Here is a 20,180-nt window from a genome sequence, read left to right as displayed (position 1 = left end):
ACCGTGACGCGCCCAACGCCGTCCGCGGTCACGTCAGCGACGAGCCACGGTCAGCGCCCCGGTGCCACGGTCACCGCCCGATGCCCCCCGCTCACGGATGCATCCGCGCCCCCTTCAGCACCTTGTCCACCGCGTTGCGCGGCCCGTGCACGGCGAGGCCGACCAGGTCCAGGTCCGCCGTCGGGACGGCGGCGACGGCCGCGCGGTTGGCCTCGTCGTGGCCGGTGGCGAACAGGTCGGAGGTGAAGACGGCGCGGGGCAGGGCGCGTGACAGGGCCCGGGTGTGCGCCGCGGCGAGGACCTCCTTCGTCCCCTCGAAGACCAGCACGGGCTGGCGGAACATCGGCAGGTAGGACACCCCGCCGCCGTCCTCGTACGGCTCCCCGATCACCTCGGGCAGCTCGGTGCCCAGCCCGCTGACCAGGAACGCGGTGACGTTCAGGCGCTGCCAGGACGCCAGGTCCGCGCGCAGCAGGACGGCGATCTTCGTATCGAAGCGGACGGGCTCGGTGCTCTGCGTGCTCATGCCGTGAGACTGCCGGGCGGCCCGCGACGGGGTCTTGTACGTTCTTTGCATGGCCGCGCAGCCGGAGGTCTCCGCCTGGCGCCCGCACGTCCCGGGCGTCGTGGAGGTGTTCCACGCGCACTTCACGGAGTACGCGTACCCGATGCACGTCCACGAGGCGTGGACGCTGCTGATCGTGGACGACGGGGCCGTGCGCTACGACCTCGACCGGCACGAGCACGGCACCCCGCACGACACGGTCTCCCTGCTGCCGCCGCACGTGCCGCACAACGGCTCCCCGGCCACCCCGCACGGCTTCCGCAAGCGGGTCCTCTACCTCGACGCCACCCGCCTCGGCGAGGACCTGATCGGCCCGGCGGTCGACACCCCGGACCTGCGCGATCCCGTACTGCGGCGGCGCGTGGGCCAGTTGCACGGCGCGCTCGCGCGTCCCGGGGACGAGCTGGAGGCGGAGAGCAGGCTGACGCTGATCGGGCAGCGGCTGCGCGCCCATCTGCGGGCCGGGGACGACGAGTCGGCACCCCGCACCGGTCCGGCGCTCGCCCGCGCGCTGCGCGAACTCCTCGACGAGCGGATCACGGACGGCCTCGGCCTGGCCGAGGCCGGGAAGCTGCTGAACGCCCATCCCGCCCATCTGGTACGGGCGTTCGGCGCGGCCTACGGCATCGCCCCGCACCAGTACCTGATGTCCCGCCGGGTCGGCCGGGCGCGCGGGCTGCTGTTGGAGGGGAGGGCGCCGGGCGAGGTGGCGGCGGTGACGGGGTTCTTCGACCAGGCCCATCTCACCCGGCACTTCAAGAAGTTGGTGGGGGTGACACCGGGGCGCTACCGGGACAGCGGCGCCGACCGTGACCGCCGTGGCCCCGAGGGGCCCTGGAGTCCGCGCTGCGCCTCGTAGAGGTTGCGGGGCCGTACGGCGTCCGTCGTGCCGTACAGCTCCAGGCGGGTGTGCAGGTCGCCGGTGAAGTCGGGGACGTCGATCTGGTCGAACTCGGTGACCGTGTTGAGGCCGACGGTCGCGGAGTAGGGCGCGAGGCCGTCGAGTCTCATCAGGCCGGCGCGTCCGTTGGTGACCCGGATGTTCCAGTGGGTGAACCGCGCGCCGAACAGCGGGCCGGCGCTCGCGTCGCCGCCGTGGCGGCCGTTGTTGTGCACGGTGATGTCGGTGCGCACGTCGGCGAAGGGCAGTCCGCGGTGGCTGTCGAAGGTGCCCATGCGCATGTCGCCGCGCGACCAGACATTGTACGAGGACAGGCCCTCGACGTTGATGCCGTGGAGCTGGGTGTTCGCCGGTGCGGGGACCGTGCGGTCCTCGATCGTGAAGTCCTCGACCAGGTTGTCGTGGGAACCCTCGCGGCAGAAGTACGGGTGGTGCGAGCCGCGTCCGGCGACCCGGGTGCGGCGCAGGGTGCAGGCGGAGGCGGCGACCAGGCCGAAGCCGTTGTCGACGTGGCGGACGGTGACGTCGTCCACCCAGCAGTCGTAGGCGCATTGGAGGACGACCCCGTTGTGGCCCTTGTCGAGCAGGTGCGGGGCCTGCGGGGTCTCGACGGCCTCCAGGGTCAGCCCCTCGACGCCGGAGCCGGTCAACTCCGGTACGTGCGTGGTGAACCGGGGGTCCCATTCGGGGCGTACGTCGAGCGGGAGCGGGCGTTCGAGGGTGACGCGGCGGCCGTGGACGCGGGTGACGCGCACGGGCCACTCGTAGGGGACGTACGAGGTCAGCTTGGTCTTGTCGTCCCAGACGTACGCCTCGGGGCCGGGGCCGCCGCCGGACATGTGCTCCAGGAGGGTGTGGTCGGCGTCGTCGGCGAGGCGCAGCAGGACGAGGGCGCCGGGGCGCAGCCGCGTGGGGTCGGCGACGGTGACCGTCCAGGAGCCGCGGCGGGCCGGTTCGACGGTGGTGAGGGTGGTCCACTCGTCGCGGGTGTTGCCGGTCCAGCCCTCGAAGGGCCAGGCCCGTTCGCGGATGGCGGTGACGAGGGAGTTCCAACGGGCCCTGGGGGCCAGCCAGATGAGGCCGCCGGCCCAGGACCAGGACGACTTGTCGCCGCCGTAGCGGGAGCCGTAGGGGCCGATCAGCTCGGTGAGGTTCTTCGTCGCGTAGAGGGTGGTGCGGCCGCTGCCGGCGCCGCGCAGGACGACGTTCGAGTGCCCGATGCGGATGAGGTCGTCGATCCGGAAGGTGCCGGGCGGGATGGTGACCGTGCCGCCGCCGGCCCGTCCGGCTGCGGCGACGGCACGGTTGATCGCGGGGGCCGAGTCGGTGGTGCCGTCGGCCACGGCGCCGAAGTCGGTCACGTCGGCCACGACCCGGTGGCGGGGCAGGCGCGCGGTACCGGCGCGCTGTCCGGCCCGGCCGACGTAGGGGATCTGCGGGTGGGTGAAGGGGTTCCGGGTGAACTCCCGCCAGATCGTGGGGGTTTCCGCTGCGGCGGCGGTCGCGGTGGGTGCGGTGGCCGCGCCGAGCGCGACGGCCGTGGCCCCGCCGAGCAGGGCCCGTCTGCTGAGGCGCGGTGTGCTCATTCGCCCGTCCTCCCATGCGGATTTCATGGATGTGAACGACGTTCAGGAGTGCGTTGGCGGTGAGCATGCCATCAGAACCCTCGCCCAGGGAAGGGGTCGTACGGGGGGGGTACTGGGGGTACTGGGGTCAGCCGGCCGCCGGATCGGACGGGCGCTCGATCAGGTGGGTGAACGCGTCGAGGTTGCGGGTCGACTCGCCGCGCGACACCCGCCAGGCGTACTCCTTGCGGATCGCGGAGGCGAAGCCGAGTTCGAGGAGGGTGTTGAAGCTGCCGTCGGCGGCCTCCAGCACCTGGCCGAGCAGCCGGTCGGTCTCCTCGGGGGTGACGGAGGCCAGCGGGAGGCGGGAGGCGACGTAGATGTCGCCGAGCGGGTCGACGGCGTACCCCACGCCGTACAGCTTGAGGTTGCGCTCCAGGAGCCAGCGGTGGACGGCCGCCTCGTTCTCGTCGGGGTGGCGGATGACGAAGGCGTTCAGCGACAGCGAGTGGCGGCCGACGATCAGGGAGACCGTCGTCGACAGCTTGCGGGTCCCGGGGAGCTTCACCACGAAGCTGCCGGACCCGGGGCTCTCCCAGTCGAGTTCGGCGTCCCGGAGGACGTCCTCGATGACCTGCGCCGCGGCCCGCTGTGCATCAGCCATGGGCCGAGCGTACGCGACGCCGGTGGGACTGGGTCGCGGCCGCGTACACGTCGGCGGTGGCGGCGGCAGCGGCGTCCCAGCCGAAGGACCCCGCGTGTCGCGCGGCGGCCCCGCCCATCGTGGCGCACAGCGACGGGTCCTCGGCGAACCGCCGCAGCACCCGCGCGTACGCGGCCGGCTCGTGCCCCTGGACGAGGAACCCCGTCTCCCCGTCCCGCACGGCCACCGGCAGACCGCCCACCGAGGCCGCGAGGACCGGGGTGCCGGCCGCCTGCGCCTCTATGGCGACCAGGCCGAACGATTCGCTGTAGGACGGCATGACCAGCACGGACGCGGCCCGGAACCAGTCCGCGAGCTGCGCCTGCCCGACGGGCGGACGGAACCGCACGACGTCCGCGACACCGAGGCGCGCGGCGAGCTTCTGCAGACCTTCCGGCTTGGCGAGGCCGCTGCCGCTGGGGCCGCCGACGACCGGTACGACGATGCGCGAGCGCAGTTGCGGGCACTCGTCGAGCAGCACGGCCACGGCGCGCAGCAGCACGTCGGGGGCCTTGAGGGGCTGGATGCGGCCCGCGAACAGCGGGATCAGCGCGTCCTGCGGCAGACCGAGCCGGGCGCGCGCGGCGGCGCGGCCGTCGGCGGGGCGGAAGCGGTCGAGGTTCACGCCGGGGTGGACGACGGCGACCTTGGCGGGCTCGGCGGCGTAGTGGCGGACGAGTTCGGCCGCCTCCTCCGCCGTGTTGGCGATCAGCCGGTCGGCGGCGGCGACGATCTGGGTCTCGCCGATGACACGGGCGGCGGGCTCGGGGGTGTCGCCGTCGGCCAGGTTGGCGTTCTTGACCTTGGCCATGGTGTGCATGGCGTGCACCAGGGGGACGCCCCAGCGCTGGGCGGCGAGCCAGCCCACGTGGCCGGAGAGCCAGTAGTGCGAGTGGACGAGGTCGTAGTAACCGGGGCGGTGGCCGGCCCACGCCTGCATCACACCGTGCGTGAAGGCGCACAGCTGGGCCGGCAGCTCCTCCTTGGCTAGCCCCTCGTAGGGGCCGGCGTCGACGTGGCGGACGAGGACACCGGGGGCCAGCTGGACGGTCGGGGGGAGGCCGCCCGAGGTGGCGCGGGTGAAGATCTCGACCTCGATGTTGATGGCGGCGAGGCGCTGCGCGAGCTCCACGATGTAGACGTTCATGCCGCCGGCGTCGCCGGTGCCGGGCTGGTGGAGCGGTGAGGTGTGCACGGAGAGCATCGCCACCCGGCGGGGCCTGCGGTGCAGCCGCAGCCGGGCGGAGGCGGCCGGGGAACGCCGCCCGAGCCTGCTCACGTACTGGCTCACCTGGCGTTCCTCCTCACTGCGGGCATGCCTGACGGAGGACGTGCGGGGCCCTCCAAGGTGGTGCAACAGCGGAGGTGTCAACTCCATTTCCCAGTAGTGGGACTTTACCGAATCATTGCCGATTCTCGCTCAACCGTTCGAGGCGGAACGGCGTAGGCTCCCGCGGCCCGGCTACCCTCGTAGGCATGTCAGCCCGCGAAGCCGCCCTCCCCCACCCGCGGCTTCGCCCGCGCGGGGGCACCCCCGTCGTGGGGACGGTGACGCGGGGCACCACCAACCCCAATCGGCTGCGCCGCATGGACCGGTGGATCGTGGCCACGCACGGCGGTGAGCTGCGCCGGGCCGGTGACGCCGTCGCGGTCGACCTCGGGTACGGGGCCGCGCCCTGGACGGCCGTCGAACTGCTCGGCCGACTGCGGACCGCCGCGCCGCGCACCCGGGTGGTCGGCGTCGAGATCGAACCCGCCCGGGTGGCCGCGGCACGGCCGTACGAACGCGACGGGCTGGTCTTCCGGCACGGCGGCTTCGAACTGCCCGTCCCCCGGCGCCCGCACCTGGTGCGCGCCGCCAACGTCCTGCGCCAGTACGGCGAGAGCGAGGTCGCGGCCGTCTGGGAACGGCTGTGCGCCCGGCTCGCCCCGGCCGACGGCACCTCGCGCGGCGGCCTGCTCGTCGAGGGGACCTGCGACGAGATCGGCCGCCGCCACGTCTGGGTGGCGCTCGGCCCCGAGGGCCCGCGCACGGTCACCTTCGCCACCCGGCTCGGCTCCCTGGAGCGCCCCTCCGACCTCGCCGAACGCCTCCCCAAGGCGCTCATCCACCGCAACGTACCCGGCGAACCGGTGCACGCCTTCCTGCGCGACTTCGACCGCGCCTGGGCCGCCGCCGCGCCCTACGCCTCCTACGGCGCCCGCCAGCGCTGGCAGCGCGCGGTGCGGTCGCTGACGGCCGACTGGCCGGTGACGGACTCGCCCGCCCGCTGGCGGCAGGGCGAAGTCACCGTGGCCTGGGGGGCGTTGGCGCCCCGCACCATCTGACACCTTCCGTCGCCGACCGCCGGGGAACGATCTCCGTGGGCCGTTCGTCACATAGGCGGCGAGCGGCACCCTCTGTCGCTCTCCGCGGTGACATGGCACGATCCTCCGGGCACGACACATTTCTGACGGACCATCAGTTGGGGAGTCGTATGCGTACGGGCAGACGCGGCCTGATCGCGACAGCCGTGACCGTCGTCTGCGCGGTCACCGTCCTGGCGGCGCCCGGCACGGCGTTCGCGAGCCCGGCACCGCCCCCGACCCCGGCCGATTCCGCTCCCCCCTCCGCCTCCGCTCCTCCCGCCCCGTCCGCCGACCCGGCCCCGACCACCCCCGAGGACGAGGAACTGGAGGCGGTCCGCCGGCAGTTGGACACGCTGTACCACGACGCGGCCGTGGCCACCGACGCCTACAACGCCGCCGAGGAAAAGGTCGGCACCCAGTCCGGCGAGATCGCCGCGCTGGCCGTGAAGGTCGCCGAGGGCCAGGCGAAGCTCGCCGGGCTGAAGGAGCGCGCGGGCGCCGCCGCCCGGGGGCAGTACCGCACGGGCGGCATCCCGCCCGAGGCCGCGTTCCTGCTGAGCGACGACCCCCAGCACTTCCTCGACGGCGCCGGCCGCGTCCTGGAGGGCCACCGCGCCACCAAGGGCCTGATCGACGAACTGTCCCGCACCCAGCAGGACTTGGAGCAGTACGCCGCGGACGCCGACGCGCAGTGGCAGGAGCTGGAGGCCACCCGCAAGGCGAAGGCCGCCGCGAGCAAGGAGATCAAGGGCCGGATCGCGGCCGCCGAGAAGCTGGAGTCCCGGCTGGCGGAGCGGCAGAAGCGGCGCCTCGCCGAGCTGGAGAAGGAGGCGGCCCGCCGCGCGCAGACCGCCTGGCTCGGCACCGGCATCCTGAAGGGGACCGCGGACGAGGAGACCCCGGAGGGCAGGAAGGCGGTCGCGTACGCCACGGCCCAGCTCGGGAAGCCGTACGAATGGGGCGCGGAGGGCCCGAAGACGTACGACTGCTCGGGGCTGACCTCGCAGGCGTGGGCGAGCGCCGGACAGCCCGTGCCGCGCACCTCGCAGGAGCAGTGGAAGCGGCTCAGGCACGTCCCCGTCGAGGACATGCGGCCCGGCGACCTGATCATCTACTTCGACGACGCGAGCCACGTCGGGATGTACGTGGGCGACGGCAGGATCGTGCACGCCCCGCGGCCGGGGCGCACGGTGACGATCACGGGCGCGGGCACCATGCCCATCCTCGGTGCCGTACGGCCCGGCGCCTGAGCCCGCCCCCAGGAGCGGCGGTGGTGTGACCCAGCGCACGGCCAACCCTCCGCGAAACCAGGGCCGGACGTGACGTTCGTCATCCCCTCCCGAGCGTCGGCCCGCCCAACTGCGGTGCGGCAAACGGCATATGACAGTGGCCTGAGTCGGAGCGACGCGGCTCACACCATTCCGTTGCGGTGGCCAGTACCGCTATGGTCCCCGTCGGTGGGTCGAGGTCCTTCGCCCCGCCGTGCCCTCGGGGGGAGGGAAGGAAACCGTCACGATGCCCGTACCCGTACCGCGGCAGAGAGCCATCCCGGCCGTGGAGAGTGGTCAGGCGCAGGCCGCGTCCGCAGTCGGCGGCCCCCTCAAGAAGGAAGAGGCCCCCCGCACGGACGTCGCCACCCACCACCACGGCGCAGCCGGTGTCACGCTCACGCTGCTGCTGATCGAGGACGACCCGGCCGGTGCCCCGATGGTGCCCGAGCTGCTGGACCCGTCCGGCACGCAGATCCGCGTGCGCACCGCCCGCAACCTCACCGAGGCCGAGCGGCTGCTCACCGACGACGTGCACTGCATCCTGCTCGACCTCACGCTGCCGGCCTCCGCGCGCGGCGACGACGGGGACGACGACGAGCTGGCCGTGCTCAAGCACGTGCTGGAGCTCGCGCCCCGGCACGCCGTGCTCGCGCTGACCGCGTCGGGCGACGCCGAGCGGGGCGCCGAGGCCGTGCGCGTGGGCGCCCAGGACTATCTCTTCCGCGATGAGCTGGACGGACGGCTGCTGAGCCGGGCAATTCGCTACGCCGTGGAGCGGAAACGTTCCGACACGGCGGAGCGGCGTCTCGCCGAGGGCCGGGTGCGCGCGCAGGAGAACCGCCGGCTGGAGCGGGGGCTGCTGCCCACGCCGCTGCTGGAAGGCTCCTCGCTGCGGTTCGCCGCCCGCTACCGGCCCGGCCGCTCGCGGGCGCTGCTCGGGGGCGACTTCTACGACACCGTGCGCACGCCCGACGGCACCGTGCACGCCATGATCGGCGACGTCTGCGGGCACGGCCCCGACGAGGCCGCGCTCGGTGTGGAGCTGCGGATCGCGTGGCGCGCGCTGACCCTGGCGGGACTGTGCGGGGACCGGCTGCTCGCCACGCTCCAGCAGGTCCTGGAGCACGAGCGCGCGGACGAGGAGATCTTCGCGACGCTGTGCACGGTCGACATCTCCCCGGAGGGCGACCGCGCCGACCTGTACCTGGCCGGTCATCCGGCGCCGCTGCTCACCCGGCCGGGCCGGGACGCGGAGCTGCTGCCGTACGACAACAACGGCCCCGCGCTCGGTCTGCTCGCCGACGCGCGCTGGCCGCGGATGCGGGTGGAGCTGGGCGCCGAGTGGGGCCTGATGCTGTACACGGACGGCCTGATCGAGGGGCGGACCGGCATCGGCGGGGAGCGACTGGGCGAGGACGGGATGCTGGAGATGGTCCGCCGGCAGCTCGCGCAGGGCATGCGCGGCGAGCACCTGCTGCGCGCGGCGGTGCACGAGGTCCGGGAACTCAACGGCGGCGAGCTGACGGACGACGTGGCGGTGGTCCTACTGAACCGCGTACCGGAACGGGACTGAGCGACGAGGCGGGCTGGACGCCAGGCAGTGGCCGGGGGCCAGGGCCCGACAGCGGGCCGGGCCGGGACTGAGCGGCGGGTCGGAGCTGAGTGCCGGGCTGCCTCGGGCGGCGGCCGGACGGCCGGGGCCGGGCCAGTGGGCCGGGCCCGGACTGAGCGCCGGGCCACCCCGGGCGGCGGCCGGGCAGTGGCCGGAAACCAGGGCCAGGCAGTGGGCCGGGCCGGGGCTGAGCGGGGGGCCAGGCTGGACGCCGGGACGAGCGCCGGGCCGCCTCGGGCGGCGACCGGACAGCCAGGGCCGGGCGGCGGCCGGGAACCAGGCCGGGCAGCGGGCCAGGCCGGGACTGAGCGGCGGGCCAGGCTGGACGCCGGGACGAGCGCCGGGCCGCCTCGGGCGGCGACGGGACGGGCGGGGCCGGGCAGTGGCCGGGAACCAGGGCCCGGTAGTGGGCCGGGCCGGGACTGAGCGGCGGGTCGGGGCCGAGCGCCAGGCTGCCTCGGGCGGCGGCCGGACAGTCGGCGGCCGGGCAGTAAGCCCGGGGCGGTGGGGTCAGCGGCCGCCGTTGTAGGGGCCGTAGGGGCCGTCGCTGCTGCTGCCGCCCCGGCCGCGGCGCCAGCCGCTGCCGCCGGAGACCTGCTTGACGGCGGGGCGGACGTCCACGATGTAGACGATGCTCGCGATCACGCCGGCGATCGGCAGGATCGACAGGATCGAGAACAGGTAGCTGACCACCAGCGCGATCGCCAGGATGATCAGCCAGAAGATCTTGTTCTGCTTGTCCGCCGCGCGGAAGGCGTCCTCCCTGCGGAACACCGCGTCGACCAGCCCGAACGCGGAGAGCGCCATCATGACGATCTTCAACAGTCCCAGGAAGCCCGTGAAGCCCAACATCAGCATGCTGTCCACCGCCCGTACTCTCCGACTCCTACGCCGCCACCGTACCCATAGAACGGGCCGGGCACCCCAAGGGTGCCCGGCCCGTTCCGTATCCGCGTCACCCTACTTGGCGGGCGGGGTCGTCTTCTTCGCGGTGGGCTTGCGCACCGGGGGCTTCTTCGCGCTGGGCCTGTCAGCCGCCTCGACATCGGCCGGGGTGGGGGCGACGGTCGGGGCGGAAGCGGCGGTGGGGACGGAAGCGGCGGGCGGGGTGGAGGTGACGGTCGGGGCAGGCTTCGGCGCCGCCTTGGCCTCCTCCTTCACCTCGACCGGCTCCGCCTTGGGCTCGACCGCGACGGCGATGTCCTCGATGCCCTCGGCGGCCTCGCCGCGCCAGCTCCGCACGGTCAGCTCGCCGTGCTCGGCGACCTTCTCGTACGTCTCGCGGGCCTTGACGGCGTACTCGGCGGCGACGCCGACCCCGCGCAGGGCGAGGTCCTGGGCGGACTCGCCGAGCTTCTTGAGGTCGCCGTCGATGGTGCCGAAGAACTCGTTGACCTTGGACTGGAGGGTCTGCTGCGCCTCCTTGGCGCGGGCGGCGGCCCGCTCCTGCACGGCCTTCGGGTCGGTGTGGCGCACGGCCTCGATCCGGGCGGGGGCCTCGGAGCGCAGCTGCTCGACCAGCGCGGGGACCTTGCGGGCCTGCTGGAGGGCGAGGTCGGCGGTGCCGGCGGCGAAGTAGAGCGGGGTCGGGTCGCTGAGGGTCTTGCGCAGGTCGTTACTGATGTCCATGGTGAGAGTCCTCCCGGATTCACGTTCGGCTGAGGGTGTGTGTGGTCCGTGGTGGCCGGCCGGCTGCCCTGGTCCGGTTGGACCGGCCGTCCGCCGCGGAGCGGGGTCCACGGCGCCGGGTCAGGCGCCGACGCCGGGTCTGCGCCCGGAGCCGGTGCCGTGTTCTGTTGTGGTGACGCCGTGTGCCGCGCCGTCGGCCTCCGTGCGGGTGCCGGGCTCGGCGGTGTCGTCGTCGGGCCGGGAGGTCTCCGTACCGTCGCCGCCGAATCCGTTCTCCTTGCGGAAGGACTCGTAGATCTGGAGCAGCACCTGCTTCTGCCGCTCGTTGAGCGTGGGGTCGGCGAGGATGACGGCGCGCGTCTCGACCTCGTCGAGTTCGCGCTCCGCGTCGAGGATGCCGGCCCGGACGTACAGCGTCTCCGCGGAGATGCGCAGGGCCTTGGCGACCTGTTGCAGCACCTCGGCGCTCGGCTTGCGCAGCCCGCGCTCGATCTGGCTCAGATACGGATTGGACACCCCGGCGGCGTCGGCGAGCTGCCTGAGCGAGAGCTGCGCGTTGCGCCGCTGCTCACGCAGGTACTCACCGAGATTGCCGACGTTGAGCGATGCCATGTCTCCACCTTGCCCCACCCCCGCTAACAATTGCAAGCACCCCGCTTGCAACAGTGCACCCCACCACACCCCCGGCCCATCCCGCCACCTCCTCGGCCGTCCTGTCTCTGCGATGTGCAGGCAGCCCCGCTCTTCTGTGGGCATGCGCGGCTGTCCCGGTCGTGTGTAGGCAAGTTCTGGAGAGTTCCGGTCTTGTGGGGGTACGGCGGTCACGGCGCTTCTACCGCCGCTTCCCGATGCACCGCTGCAGGCCGAGCTCGCCTTACTCGGGCACCGCTCGGCCGCGGTCGACCTTCCGGGGCACGGATTCGAGGCGACCTTCCCCGCGACCTACCAGGCTCCTCAGGATCTCGACGCACTCGCCGCGGAACGTCGCCCGCGTGATCGAAATCCTCGAACGGGCCAAGCGGAACGGGCCCACCATCCTCGTCGCCCACAGCCGGGGCGGCATCACGACCACCGCCGTCGCCAACGCCCGGCCCGAGCTGATCGACCGGATCGCTTACGTCGCCGCCTGGTGCCCCGTCGACCTGGACGTGAGCGACTACTACGCCCAGCCGGAGATGGCGGACGTCGACGCGGGAGTCTTCGCTGCCACGCTCGTCGGGAACCCGGCCGAACTCGGTCTGCTCCGGACCAACTTCCGCACCGCCGACCCGGCAGCGCTCGCCGCGTTCAAGCGAGCGCTCGCCGCCGACCTCACCGATGACGAGTTCCGGACCTTCCTGAACACCTTGCAGCCCGATGAAAACCTTGATGTCGGTACGTCCACCGACCGGGCACAGGCCACGACCTGGGGGCGGATTCCCAAAACGTATGTACGCCTGGCCGACGATGCCGGCCTTCCGCTCGCCCCAATCGGGGGGTTGCCGCAGGGGCCGTGCCGCCAGTCCGGTGCGTCAGGCTCGACAGATGCAGAAAGGGTGGCCGGCGGGGTCGGTGAGTACCCGTGCTCTGGTGGCGTCGTGAGGCTGGTGGTCGGGTTTGTTCGCCCCCAGTTCCAGCAGTCGGGCCTCGGCCTCGTCCAGGTCCGGGACGTCGAAGCAGAGGTGCAGTTGTTGGGGGACCGTCTGCTCGGGCCAGTGCGGGGCCCGGTAGTCGTCGACCCGTTGGAATCCGATGAAGAGGCCGTCCTCACGCTTGAGACCCGCGAAGTCCGCGTCCGACTTCGGATGCGGTTCGAGACCGGTGGCCTGCCGGTAGAACGCCGCCAGAGTGAGCGGGTCAGGGCAGTCGAGCGTTATCGCGGCCAACTTCATCTGCAGGGACATGGCACCTCCGGCCGACCAGTGGACTTCCGCCGCACACACCCTAGAGATCTCCAAAGACAGCTGCCGCTCGTCACCTCGGGGCCTGGGTGAATTTCCTGGTTGTCCAGAGGTGGCCGAGGATCGTGAGGGACAGGCACCAGGCCACGGTGAGCCAGCCGTTGTGGCCGATGCCGGTGCCGAGGAGCAGGCCGCGCAGGGTTTCGATGGCCAGGGTGAAGGGCTGGTACTCGGCGATCGGCCGGAGGGCTACGGGTTCGGCTACGGATTGAGCCGCGGGTTCGGTCGCGGCTGCGGCTGCCGCTTCGGCGGTGGCTGAACCCGCAGCGGCTTCGGCTGCGGGTTCAGCCACGGGTTCGGCCGCCGATTCACAGGCTGTGGGCGGTGATGTCGCCGTAGGCGGTGGTCGCCCGGACGGTCAGGCCGGCGGCGGCGCCGTCGGCGTTCTTGAGCGTGTTGCGGATCCGGCCGTGGGCGGTGCCGGCGTCCAGGGAGGCGGAGACCCCGTGGGCGGCGCCGAGCGAGATCTCGCCGTGCTCGGTGCGCAGCGTGACCGTGCCGCGTACGGCCTCGGCAACGCGGATGTCGCCCTTCTGGGTGCTGATCTCCGCGGACCCGCCCAGGCGGCCGACCGAGATGTCGCCCGCGAGGACGGTGAGGAGGGCGCCGTCGGCCTCGTCGAGCTTGACCGTGGCCTGCTGGCCCTCGAAGGCGACGTCGCCGAGCCGGCCGACGCCGCGGAACTCGGCACTGGCCGCCTTGGCCTCGACGCGGGAGCCCGCGGGCAGCCGGACCGTCACCTCGACCGACCCGGAGGGGCCGAGGACGCGGTTCTTCGCCGCCGGGGCGCCGATCCGCAGGACGCCGTCGTCGTGGACGACCTCGATCCGCTCGGCCGCCGTCACGTCGCGGCCCTTCGAGGCGTCCGCGGGCAGGACCTCGACCACGGTGTCGGTGCGGTCGGCGGCGATGAACCGGATGCGTCCCGCGGGGATGTCGAGGACGGCGGAGATCGGGGCGGGGGTGGTGAACTTCTGCATCGCACTCTCCTGTGCTCGCTGGTGCTCGTTGTTTCCGACACAGGAAACGCTACGTTGCGTTCATAGATCCGGCAACAACTTCGTTGCATGCAACTTCCATCAGTGCAGGTAGACACCGATAAATCGTTGCAACGAGTCTGAATCTAACGCAACAGTCGTGGAAGTCGTTCGTTGCAATGGATGAAAGTCGAACGCTATGCTGGAGTCACCCACGGACCACCACGAAGGAGACCGCGATGCCGGGAGGCAGGCTCACCCAGCAGGAACGCCAGCAGATCGCGCTGGGACTGGCCGACGGCCTCGCCTACGCCGAGATCGCCAGACGCCTCGACCGTCCGACCTCGACGATCACCCGCGAGGTGCTGCGCAACGGCGGCCCCACCGCCTACCGCGCCGACCTCGCCCACCGCGCCACCGAGCACCGCGCCCACCGCCGCAGGCGGGCCACGCCCCGGGACGCGGACACGTCCCCGCAGCCCCACGGGCGCGACGCCGAGGCCGTACGCGCGTACGAGGAGCTGCTGACCACCGTCTTCATGCAGTCGGGCCTGCCGAGGATGACGGCCCGGGTGCTGGTCTGCCTCTACACCACCGACGCGGGCAGCCTCACCGCGTCCGAACTCGTCGGGCGCCTCCAGGTCAGCCCGGCGACCGTCTCCAAGGCCATCGCGTTCCTGGAGAGCCAGGGCCTCGTGCGCCGCGAACGCGACGAACGCCGCCGTGAGCGCTACGTCGTCGACGACGACGTGATGTACCAGTCCACGATGGCCAGCGCCCGCGCCACCGCCCACCTCGGCGACACCGCGCGGCAGGGCGTCGGCGTCCTCGGCCCCGGCACCCCGGCCGCCACCCGCCTGGAGAACATCGCCCGCTTCGTCGACTTCGTCTCCGAGAGCATCGCCCGCGCCGCCGAACAGGCCCGCGAGGTCCTCCACTCGAAGACGGCCGCACCCGCGGACGACACGGCCGGACCGGTCACGGACCGCACGTAGCCGACCCGGGAGACCCCGCCCCTCGTACGTCCGGTGGCGGCCGGGTCACCGGTTCCGCGGTGCCGTATGGGCCCGCAGCCAGTCCCGTACGTTCGTGACGTCGGTGTCCGTGATGCCGTACTGGTGCTCCACCCGGTGCAGGAGGGCGGGTGGGGTGTGGTGGGCGGCGACCCAGGCCCGGTCCGCCTCGGTGAGTTCGTCGTCGATCCAGACGAACGGGCGGCCGGCGGCCCAGGCGACGAGGGGCCGGGTCTTCCAGTGCAGCAGCGCCGGTGGCGCCTCCTCGTCCGGCCACTCCACGACCGGCAGCGGCGGCAGTCCGAGCCACGGCGCGACGACCGTGTTCGCGTCGTCCATCCAGGTCGTCGCCCACACCAGCTCGCAGCCCAGCGCCGCGAGACGGGGGCCGAGCGCCGGGTCGATCCGGGTCAGCAGCGGATGCGCGCCCGCGTCGGGCGGCGGGCCGGGAAGGGGCTCGTACTCGCGGTACGGCTCCACCGCCCCGAACGGGAGCAGCGTCCCGTCGATGTCGAGGAAGAGCAGCATCACACGGCCGGTTCAGTCCGCGAAGCCGCTCGCGGCGAGGATGCCGTCGATGCGCGCCCGGTGGGCCGACTCCCACGCGTCGAGCGTCTCGGCGGCCTCCTCCGCCAGGACCGCGCGCGCCGACGCCGCCGTTTCCGTCGTGCGCGCCGCCGGTACCACCACGACGCCCTCCTCGTCGGCCACCACCACGTCCCCCGGCTCGATCCGCACGCCCCCGCAGCGCACCGGCTCGTTCAGCGGGCGTACGGCCTTCTTCACGCCCGGGATCGGGACGGCGCCGCGCGCGAACACGGGGAAGCGCATCTCGCGCACCTCGGGCAGGTCGCGGATGGTGCCGTCGAGGACGAACCCGGCGACCCCGCGCCGCTGGGCCACCGCGCACACGTTGCCGCCGGCCAGCGCGTACTCCAGGTCGCCCGACTCGACGACGATCACCGAACCGGGTCCGGCGCGGTGGATCGCGGCGTGCAGCATCAGGTTGTCGCCGGGCGGGCAGCTCACGGTGAACGCCGGACCGGCCACGCGCGGGACCGGGTCCCACAGCGGCCGGACGCCGATGTCCATGACCTGCGCGCGGCCGAGGAGGTCGGCGAGGGTGGTGGTCGGAAGGTCCTGGAATTCGCGGGCGTCAGTCATGAACCCGACGGTAGCGTTCCGGCCACGCCCACCGGGCCGGCCGAGGACCGCGAGCGGGCCGGGGTACGCCTGAACGGTCGCGGTGAGGGGGTCGTCAGCGACGACGGGTCCTCGTGCGGTCGGTCCGGGAGACCCGGGTCCCGGTGCCGCGTGAGGTCCGCCAGCGGGTGAGTAAACGTTCGATCTCCGCGGGCTCCGGCACCCTGCGCAGCCCGAGGGGCTCGGCCGCGGTCTCCAGGGCCCGGCGTACCACCGCCGTGGCCTCGTGCAGCGCCTTCTGGTCCCGGGGGCCCTCCAACGACCGGGCGGCCCGCATCACGTCGGGATACACGGACTGGGCCCGCTCGAAGGCGACGTACCACCGCAGGTCCTCGGCCAGACCGCGGACGGCCGCCGGGCGTTCGTGGGCCATCGCGTCCGCCCAGGCGTCGACCACCTCGGGCCACTGGTGGGCCGGGTAGCGCATGCGGACGAGATGGGTGGCGAGGTCGTGCAACGGGTCGCCGAAGCTGGCCAGTTCCCAGTCGACGCACATCACGGGCGGGGACGCGCCGTCGTGGGACAGGATCAGGTTGTCCCGGTGCAGGTCCGCGTGGAGCAGGCCGAAGGGCCGCCGGGTCAGGGCCGGTACCCGCTCCCCCCAGCGGACGAGCGCGTCCTCGGGTATGCCGAGGGCGCTGAACAGGCCCCCGAACACAGGCGCGTTGGGCCGTCGTATCTGGCGGTCGGCGAGGTGGGCCAGTGTCCACAGGAATCCCCGGCTGTCCGCGCCGTCGCTCGGCCAGAGCCACGGCAGCGGCGGCAGCTCCGCCCGTCGCACCCGGGTCATCTGCGCCAACAGCCCGGCGAGCGACCCCAGGAGCAGCCGGTCGACGGGCTTGCCGCCCGCGCAGACGCTGGAGAGCGGAACACCGTCCACATAGCTGTGGACGGCGAACCCGTCGCCCCTGACGAGGCATTCGGGCACGTGCGGCAGCCTCCGTCCGACGGCGGTGAGGATCTCGGACTCGTTCGCCCAGGTCCTGATCACCACCGGCAGGGCCTCCGTGCGGCGGATGCGCACGGTCACGGGCAGACCCGGTGCGCGCCCCAGCAGCCGTGCCACGTCCGCCGTCAACGGCAGCACGTAGTTCCGGTTGTGAAACCCGCTGACGGCCCGGCCCGCCAGTTCGGCGGTGCGCACGAAGTCCGCGAGGAGGGCGCCGGATCGGGGGGCGTCGGTGCGTTCCCCGAGGGGACGTCGGGGAGGGTGAGGTGCCGCCACTGGGCCACTCCTGGTTGCTCGGGCCATCACCTAAGCGGATACAAGCATACGAACACCGGCCCCCGCCGTTACGCCGTGCGCTGATCCCGGTGCCATCCGACGAGCGCCGCCCCGATGTCCGCACGGCTCGGTACCGTATCCAGCCCCAGCGGTGCGGCGGCGGCGGTCAGCGCCCGGTGCAGTTTGCGCGTGGCCCTGGGCAGGGCGAACCAGTTGAGATCCGTTCCGTCCACCAGTGAAAGCGACACACGGATCACGTCGGTGAACACGGACTGCGCCCGCTTGAACTCGAGGATGCGTTCCAGGTCCTGCTGCCACCCGTACGAGCTTCCCGGCCGTACGCCTTCCACGGCCTCGCACCAGTCCCGGACCATCCGCGTCTCCTGGTCGGCCCGGTAGCGCATCAGGTGCAGATGGGTCGCGAGGTCGTAGAGCGGATCGCCGAGCATGGCCAACTCCCAGTCGATCGTCCACAGTCGGCGCTGCGGATCGACGATGAAGTTCTCCCGGTGCAGATCCGCGTGCAGCAGGCAGAAGGGGCGCTGCCGCAGCCCCAGCACCCGTTTGCGCAGCCGTGTGAACGAATCCTCGCGCACCCCGAACGCCCGGTACAGCGAGCCGAACCGCGCGCTGTTGCGGTTGTGGACGTTCTCCTCGCTGAAGACGACGAGCCGTTCCAGGAACCCGTCGCTGTCCCCGTCCTCGGCGCGGTCCTCGGGCAGACAGCGGCGATCGACGTGCCGCAGCCGGTCCGGCGAGAGGCGGACCATGTCCCGGAACAGGCCGACGATCTGGTCGAGGATCTCGTCGGGCACCCGGCGCGTGGGCCACCGGCCGGGGCCGAGGGTGCGGCCCTCGATGAACCCCTGGAGCCCGACGCCCTCTATGTCGACGATCTCGGGGACCCTGGCCACGTGCCCCTTCAGCGCCCGGAGCAGTTCCTCCTCCGACCCGAAGCACCTGCGGTCGAACCAGAGGATGTGGGCACGCGGCTCCCGGCACTTCACCACCCGCGTCCCGTCCGGCAGGGGGAAGACGTACGTCTCGTGGTGGTACCCCTCCAGCGGGCCCAGGACCACGCTCGCGTCGCCGCTCATCTCGTCGGCCCGGTGCCGAAGGGCGGAGACTGGTCGAGGTGTCATCGGCTGGGTTCAGCCCGTTCCGGTGGTGCCGACAGGGAGCGGTGACGCGGTCGTGAGGGTGACGCGGCGTCACGAGTGACGCAGTGGTAAGTGGGGACGCACGTTACTCCACGGGAGTAAAGCATCGCTGGAGAACCCGCCATCCGGTGGGGGAGGTACCCGCCGGCGGGCGAACCGGTGTCTTTGTGAGCGAACCTCCACAAGCGCTCGCCCCCGGGGCCGCGTCGCTGGCGTGCGGGCGTTCCGCTGGGGGAGACTGACGCGATGACCGACTGGAGGCCCCCGGACGACGCCGCCGGGGATCAGGACGGCCTGCGGGACCTGCTCGCCGGCACCCGTGCCGTGCTGCTCGACTTCGACGGCCCGGTGTGCGACCTGTTCGGGCGCACGTCCACGGCGGGGGTGGCGGACGAGGTCAAGGCCGTGGCACGGCGGCACTGGGGCCGGCTCGACCCGGAGGTCGAGTCCTGTGACGACTCCCACGACATCCTGCGCCGCCTCGCCGACATGTACGAGCGGTCCGCCCCGCGGCTGCGGGACAGGACCCCGCTGACCGCCGCGGAGGAGCGGGTCACCGCGCTGGAGGCCGAGGCCGCGACGCACGCCGCACCGGCCCCGCACATCGGCGGCCTGGTGGAGCTGCTGCGCGGACGCGGCATCCCGCTGGTCGTCGTCAGCAACAACGCCGAGGCCCCCATCCGCCGGTACCTCGGCCGCCCGGACGTGGGGCTCACCGACGCGTTCGGCGCCGTCTTCGGCCGGGACCCCCATGACGCGCGTCTGATGAAGCCCGATCCGCACTGTGTGAACCGCGCCCTGGCGTTCCTCTCGCTACCGGCCTCCGCCTGTCTCCTGGTGGGCGACCAGCTCACGGACCTCAAGGCGGCCCGTGCCGCGGGGACCTGCTTCCTCGGCCACACCACGGACCCGGAGCGGGCCGAGGACATGCGGCAGGGTGGGGCGAACGCGGTGGTGTCCTCGCACCTGGAGATCGTCGAGCGGCTGCCGGGGCCCGTCCGGCAAGCCCTAACCGTCCGCTGACCACCAGGGCGACTCCCGGGTGAGCAGGTCCCAGGCCGAGTCGAACCACTCCTGGGCGCTCCTGACGAACACGCTGCCCGGGGAGCCGGGGTCGTCCTCGTCCATGACGTGGTGGGTGAGCGTGGTACCGAGGCCCCACACATCGATGGCGTCGACCTCGGTGCCGCCGTCCAGCTCTATGCTGCGCTGTCTGACCTCGTAGAAGCCGTGCAGTGCCTCCACCCCGTTGAACAGGTACAGCTTGCTGGTCGGCACCGCCTTCAGGTGGCGCAGTTCGAAGCTCGTCTCCAGCTCCGGCTTCCAGGACTTCAGGTCGTCGAGCGCGGTACGCAGGGACTCGATGTGCCGGTGGGTGATGTCGAGGAAGCGCGTCCTGAGCTGCTGGTCGTGCGCGCGCTCCCTGCTCCGCCCGTAGGGGAACAGCAGGTCCTCGTCGGGAAGCAGCATGCGCAGGGAGATGCGCTGCGGGGCGATCGTGCCGCTGGCTATGCGTGCCACCTGGGTCCTGATGTGGGCGTCCAGGGCCTCCGACGTCAGGGTGTGGACGTCCAGGGTCACCACCTGCTGTTCGAAGGCGTCGCTGAGCAGGTCACTCAGGGTGGGCATGCCGCCGTCGCGGTCCCCCGCCCGCACGGACTGGATGATCTGCGTCTTGATCACGCGGGATCCGCTGCCCTGGCGCGTCTCGATCCAGCCCTCGCTCTTCAGCTCCTTGAGGACCCGCTGGATGGTGTCGCGCGAGACACCGAAGCTGTCGGCCAGTTCGCGCTGGGGCGGGAGCAGCGTGTCCTTGCGGTAGGTGCCGTCGATCATCCGCGTGCGCAGCTCGTCCGCGACGCGCTGGAACTCCCTGCCACTGCTCTCGCTGATGTGCTCGCCGTCCACACGCCGACCGTACCGCTCATCGGTCATGAGCAAACCGGTTACAGCCCAACTTGACTGACGGTTAGAGGATCTACCCCTCCGGGCAGAACCAAAAAGAGTCAACCAGTCCAATTGGACCGCTAGTTGATCGCTTCTCGGGAAATGGAAGCTGGGGGAGTA

The 20,180-nt window shown here is 72.5% G+C and carries 20 protein-coding genes and 2 pseudogenes; 7 read left to right on the top strand and 15 right to left on the bottom strand.

The genetic code is table 11. The annotated features are described in order from the left end of the window. Positions 1 to 91 precede the first annotated feature (91 nt). On the bottom strand, positions 92 to 577 hold the full coding sequence (locus AB0F77_RS23365) for a DUF2000 domain-containing protein (protein WP_361951824.1): 486 nt from the start codon (positions 575 to 577) through the stop codon (positions 92 to 94). Between AB0F77_RS23365 and AB0F77_RS23360 the strand changes: the two genes are divergently transcribed. Next, a complete protein-coding gene (locus AB0F77_RS23360; RefSeq protein ID WP_361951821.1) occupies positions 576 to 1,424 on the top strand; it encodes an AraC family transcriptional regulator in 849 nt (282 codons plus the stop codon). The two genes, AB0F77_RS23365 and AB0F77_RS23360, sit on opposite strands and share 2 nt — an antisense overlap. On the opposite strand, the gene AB0F77_RS23355 is transcribed toward AB0F77_RS23360, so the two are convergent. From AB0F77_RS23355 to mshA, 3 genes are all read right to left on the bottom strand, one after another. After that, positions 1,352 to 3,052, bottom strand: a complete 1,701-nt coding sequence (locus tag AB0F77_RS23355) for a glycosyl hydrolase family 28-related protein (RefSeq protein WP_361951818.1) — start codon at positions 3,050 to 3,052, stop codon at positions 1,352 to 1,354. The genes AB0F77_RS23360 and AB0F77_RS23355 overlap by 73 nt on opposite strands. Before the next feature lie 127 nt (positions 3,053 to 3,179). Continuing rightward, entirely contained in the window at positions 3,180 to 3,695 is a 516-nt protein-coding gene (locus tag AB0F77_RS23350) for a YbjN domain-containing protein (protein WP_361951815.1), read from the bottom strand. Then, positions 3,688 to 5,025 (bottom strand): D-inositol-3-phosphate glycosyltransferase, encoded by a 1,338-nt coding sequence (gene mshA, locus AB0F77_RS23345; RefSeq protein WP_361951812.1) that lies wholly within the window; start codon positions 5,023 to 5,025, stop codon positions 3,688 to 3,690. Before mshA ends, AB0F77_RS23350 begins: the two co-directional genes overlap by 8 nt. Before the next feature lie 296 nt (positions 5,026 to 5,321). Between mshA and AB0F77_RS23340 the strand changes: the two genes are divergently transcribed. The 3 genes from AB0F77_RS23340 (at position 5,322) to AB0F77_RS23330 (ending at position 8,927) form a co-directional block, all read left to right on the top strand. Further along, a complete protein-coding gene (locus tag AB0F77_RS23340; RefSeq protein WP_361952065.1) occupies positions 5,322 to 6,062 on the top strand; it encodes a class I SAM-dependent methyltransferase in 741 nt (246 codons plus the stop codon). A 149-nt stretch (positions 6,063 to 6,211) separates the two neighbouring features. Beyond that, entirely contained in the window at positions 6,212 to 7,333 is a 1,122-nt protein-coding gene (locus tag AB0F77_RS23335; protein ID WP_361951809.1) for an NlpC/P60 family protein, read from the top strand. 265 nt (positions 7,334 to 7,598) lie between these two features. Continuing rightward, the gene (locus AB0F77_RS23330; protein ID WP_361951806.1) at positions 7,599 to 8,927 is read left to right on the top strand and encodes a fused response regulator/phosphatase; all 1,329 of its coding nucleotides are present in this window, start codon (positions 7,599 to 7,601) and stop codon (positions 8,925 to 8,927) included. Positions 8,928 to 9,476: 549 nt separating this feature from the next. On the opposite strand, the gene AB0F77_RS23325 is transcribed toward AB0F77_RS23330, so the two are convergent. The 3 genes from AB0F77_RS23325 to AB0F77_RS23315 all read right to left on the bottom strand — a co-directional run bounded on the left by AB0F77_RS23325 (position 9,477) and on the right by AB0F77_RS23315 (position 11,207). Further along, positions 9,477 to 9,824, bottom strand: coding sequence for a DUF2516 family protein (locus AB0F77_RS23325; RefSeq protein ID WP_361952062.1), 348 nt, complete (start codon positions 9,822 to 9,824; stop codon positions 9,477 to 9,479). A 102-nt stretch (positions 9,825 to 9,926) separates the two neighbouring features. After that, complete coding sequence (locus AB0F77_RS23320) at positions 9,927 to 10,595, bottom strand: hypothetical protein (protein WP_361951803.1); 669 nt, start codon at positions 10,593 to 10,595, stop codon at positions 9,927 to 9,929. A 120-nt stretch (positions 10,596 to 10,715) separates the two neighbouring features. Further along, entirely contained in the window at positions 10,716 to 11,207 is a 492-nt protein-coding gene (locus AB0F77_RS23315; protein ID WP_361951800.1) for a helix-turn-helix transcriptional regulator, read from the bottom strand. Positions 11,208 to 11,451: 244 nt separating this feature from the next. Here AB0F77_RS23315 and AB0F77_RS23310 point away from each other — a divergent pair. Next, positions 11,452 to 12,043, top strand: a pseudogene (locus AB0F77_RS23310) (alpha/beta fold hydrolase); the annotation flags it as partial. A 63-nt stretch (positions 12,044 to 12,106) separates the two neighbouring features. On the opposite strand, the gene AB0F77_RS23305 reads toward AB0F77_RS23310, so the two are convergent. From AB0F77_RS23305 to AB0F77_RS23295, 3 genes and pseudogenes are all read right to left on the bottom strand, one after another. Further along, a complete protein-coding gene (locus AB0F77_RS23305; RefSeq protein ID WP_361951797.1) occupies positions 12,107 to 12,478 on the bottom strand; it encodes a VOC family protein in 372 nt (123 codons plus the stop codon). A gap of 70 nt (positions 12,479 to 12,548) precedes the next feature. Beyond that, positions 12,549 to 12,719, bottom strand: a pseudogene (locus tag AB0F77_RS23300) (ABC transporter permease); the annotation flags it as partial. Between the two features lie 124 nt (positions 12,720 to 12,843). Beyond that, positions 12,844 to 13,515, bottom strand: coding sequence for a DUF4097 family beta strand repeat-containing protein (locus AB0F77_RS23295; RefSeq protein WP_361951794.1), 672 nt, complete (start codon positions 13,513 to 13,515; stop codon positions 12,844 to 12,846). A gap of 236 nt (positions 13,516 to 13,751) precedes the next feature. On the opposite strand from AB0F77_RS23295, the gene AB0F77_RS23290 reads away from it, so the two are divergent. Next, positions 13,752 to 14,507, top strand: a complete 756-nt coding sequence (locus AB0F77_RS23290; protein WP_361951791.1) for a helix-turn-helix domain-containing protein — start codon at positions 13,752 to 13,754, stop codon at positions 14,505 to 14,507. A gap of 45 nt (positions 14,508 to 14,552) precedes the next feature. On the opposite strand, the gene AB0F77_RS23285 is transcribed toward AB0F77_RS23290, so the two are convergent. The 4 genes from AB0F77_RS23285 to AB0F77_RS23270 all read right to left on the bottom strand — a co-directional run bounded on the left by AB0F77_RS23285 (position 14,553) and on the right by AB0F77_RS23270 (position 18,095). Beyond that, positions 14,553 to 15,053 carry an HAD domain-containing protein gene (locus AB0F77_RS23285; RefSeq protein WP_361951788.1) on the bottom strand — a complete coding sequence of 167 codons (501 nt, stop codon included), beginning with the start codon at positions 15,051 to 15,053 and terminating at the stop codon, positions 14,553 to 14,555. A 12-nt stretch (positions 15,054 to 15,065) separates the two neighbouring features. Then, positions 15,066 to 15,689, bottom strand: coding sequence for an RraA family protein (locus AB0F77_RS23280; RefSeq protein WP_361951785.1), 624 nt, complete (start codon positions 15,687 to 15,689; stop codon positions 15,066 to 15,068). Positions 15,690 to 15,783: 94 nt separating this feature from the next. Beyond that, positions 15,784 to 16,953, bottom strand: a complete 1,170-nt coding sequence (locus AB0F77_RS23275; protein ID WP_361951782.1) for an aminoglycoside phosphotransferase family protein — start codon at positions 16,951 to 16,953, stop codon at positions 15,784 to 15,786. 68 nt (positions 16,954 to 17,021) lie between these two features. Next, on the bottom strand, positions 17,022 to 18,095 hold the full coding sequence (locus AB0F77_RS23270) for an aminoglycoside phosphotransferase family protein (RefSeq protein WP_361951779.1): 1,074 nt from the start codon (positions 18,093 to 18,095) through the stop codon (positions 17,022 to 17,024). A 264-nt stretch (positions 18,096 to 18,359) separates the two neighbouring features. Here AB0F77_RS23270 and AB0F77_RS23265 point away from each other — a divergent pair, with 264 nt between their 5' ends. Next, positions 18,360 to 19,136 (top strand): HAD family hydrolase, encoded by a 777-nt coding sequence (locus tag AB0F77_RS23265; protein ID WP_361951776.1) that lies wholly within the window; start codon positions 18,360 to 18,362, stop codon positions 19,134 to 19,136. On the opposite strand, the gene AB0F77_RS23260 is transcribed toward AB0F77_RS23265, so the two are convergent. Further along, a complete protein-coding gene (locus tag AB0F77_RS23260) occupies positions 19,122 to 20,021 on the bottom strand; it encodes a GntR family transcriptional regulator (RefSeq protein ID WP_361951773.1) in 900 nt (299 codons plus the stop codon). The two genes, AB0F77_RS23265 and AB0F77_RS23260, sit on opposite strands and share 15 nt — an antisense overlap. Between the last annotated feature and the right edge of the window lie 159 nt (positions 20,022 to 20,180).

It is taken from the genome of Streptomyces sp. NPDC026672 (assembly GCF_040638185.1).
Lineage (GTDB): Bacteria > Actinomycetota > Actinomycetes > Streptomycetales > Streptomycetaceae > Streptomyces.
This window is presented reverse-complemented; position numbering and strand designations above follow the sequence as displayed.

Bases quoted from the DNA above. Each gene is read 5' to 3' on its own strand.
- AB0F77_RS23280 (WP_361951785.1), bottom strand. From the start codon at position 15,689: ATGACTGACGCCCGCGAATTCCAGGACCTTCCGACCACCACCCTCGCC.
- AB0F77_RS23330 (WP_361951806.1), top strand. From the start codon at position 7,599: ATGCCCGTACCCGTACCGCGGCAGAGAGCCATCCCGGCCGTGGAGAGT.
- AB0F77_RS23340 (WP_361952065.1), top strand. From the start codon at position 5,322: ATGGACCGGTGGATCGTGGCCACGCACGGCGGTGAGCTGCGCCGGGCC.
- AB0F77_RS23335 (WP_361951809.1), top strand. From the start codon at position 6,212: ATGCGTACGGGCAGACGCGGCCTGATCGCGACAGCCGTGACCGTCGTC.
- AB0F77_RS23305 (WP_361951797.1), bottom strand. From the start codon at position 12,478: ATGTCCCTGCAGATGAAGTTGGCCGCGATAACGCTCGACTGCCCTGAC.
- AB0F77_RS23295 (WP_361951794.1), bottom strand. From the start codon at position 13,515: ATGCAGAAGTTCACCACCCCCGCCCCGATCTCCGCCGTCCTCGACATC.
- AB0F77_RS23325 (WP_361952062.1), bottom strand. From the start codon at position 9,824: ATGCTGATGTTGGGCTTCACGGGCTTCCTGGGACTGTTGAAGATCGTC.
- AB0F77_RS23360 (WP_361951821.1), top strand. From the start codon at position 576: ATGGCCGCGCAGCCGGAGGTCTCCGCCTGGCGCCCGCACGTCCCGGGC.
- AB0F77_RS23265 (WP_361951776.1), top strand. From the start codon at position 18,360: ATGACCGACTGGAGGCCCCCGGACGACGCCGCCGGGGATCAGGACGGC.
- AB0F77_RS23290 (WP_361951791.1), top strand. From the start codon at position 13,752: ATGCCGGGAGGCAGGCTCACCCAGCAGGAACGCCAGCAGATCGCGCTG.
- AB0F77_RS23285 (WP_361951788.1), bottom strand. From the start codon at position 15,053: ATGCTGCTCTTCCTCGACATCGACGGGACGCTGCTCCCGTTCGGGGCG.
- AB0F77_RS23270 (WP_361951779.1), bottom strand. From the start codon at position 18,095: ATGACACCTCGACCAGTCTCCGCCCTTCGGCACCGGGCCGACGAGATG.
- AB0F77_RS23320 (WP_361951803.1), bottom strand. From the start codon at position 10,595: ATGGACATCAGTAACGACCTGCGCAAGACCCTCAGCGACCCGACCCCG.
- AB0F77_RS23355 (WP_361951818.1), bottom strand. From the start codon at position 3,052: ATGAGCACACCGCGCCTCAGCAGACGGGCCCTGCTCGGCGGGGCCACG.
- AB0F77_RS23315 (WP_361951800.1), bottom strand. From the start codon at position 11,207: ATGGCATCGCTCAACGTCGGCAATCTCGGTGAGTACCTGCGTGAGCAG.
- AB0F77_RS23350 (WP_361951815.1), bottom strand. From the start codon at position 3,695: ATGGCTGATGCACAGCGGGCCGCGGCGCAGGTCATCGAGGACGTCCTC.
- AB0F77_RS23365 (WP_361951824.1), bottom strand. From the start codon at position 577: ATGCAAAGAACGTACAAGACCCCGTCGCGGGCCGCCCGGCAGTCTCAC.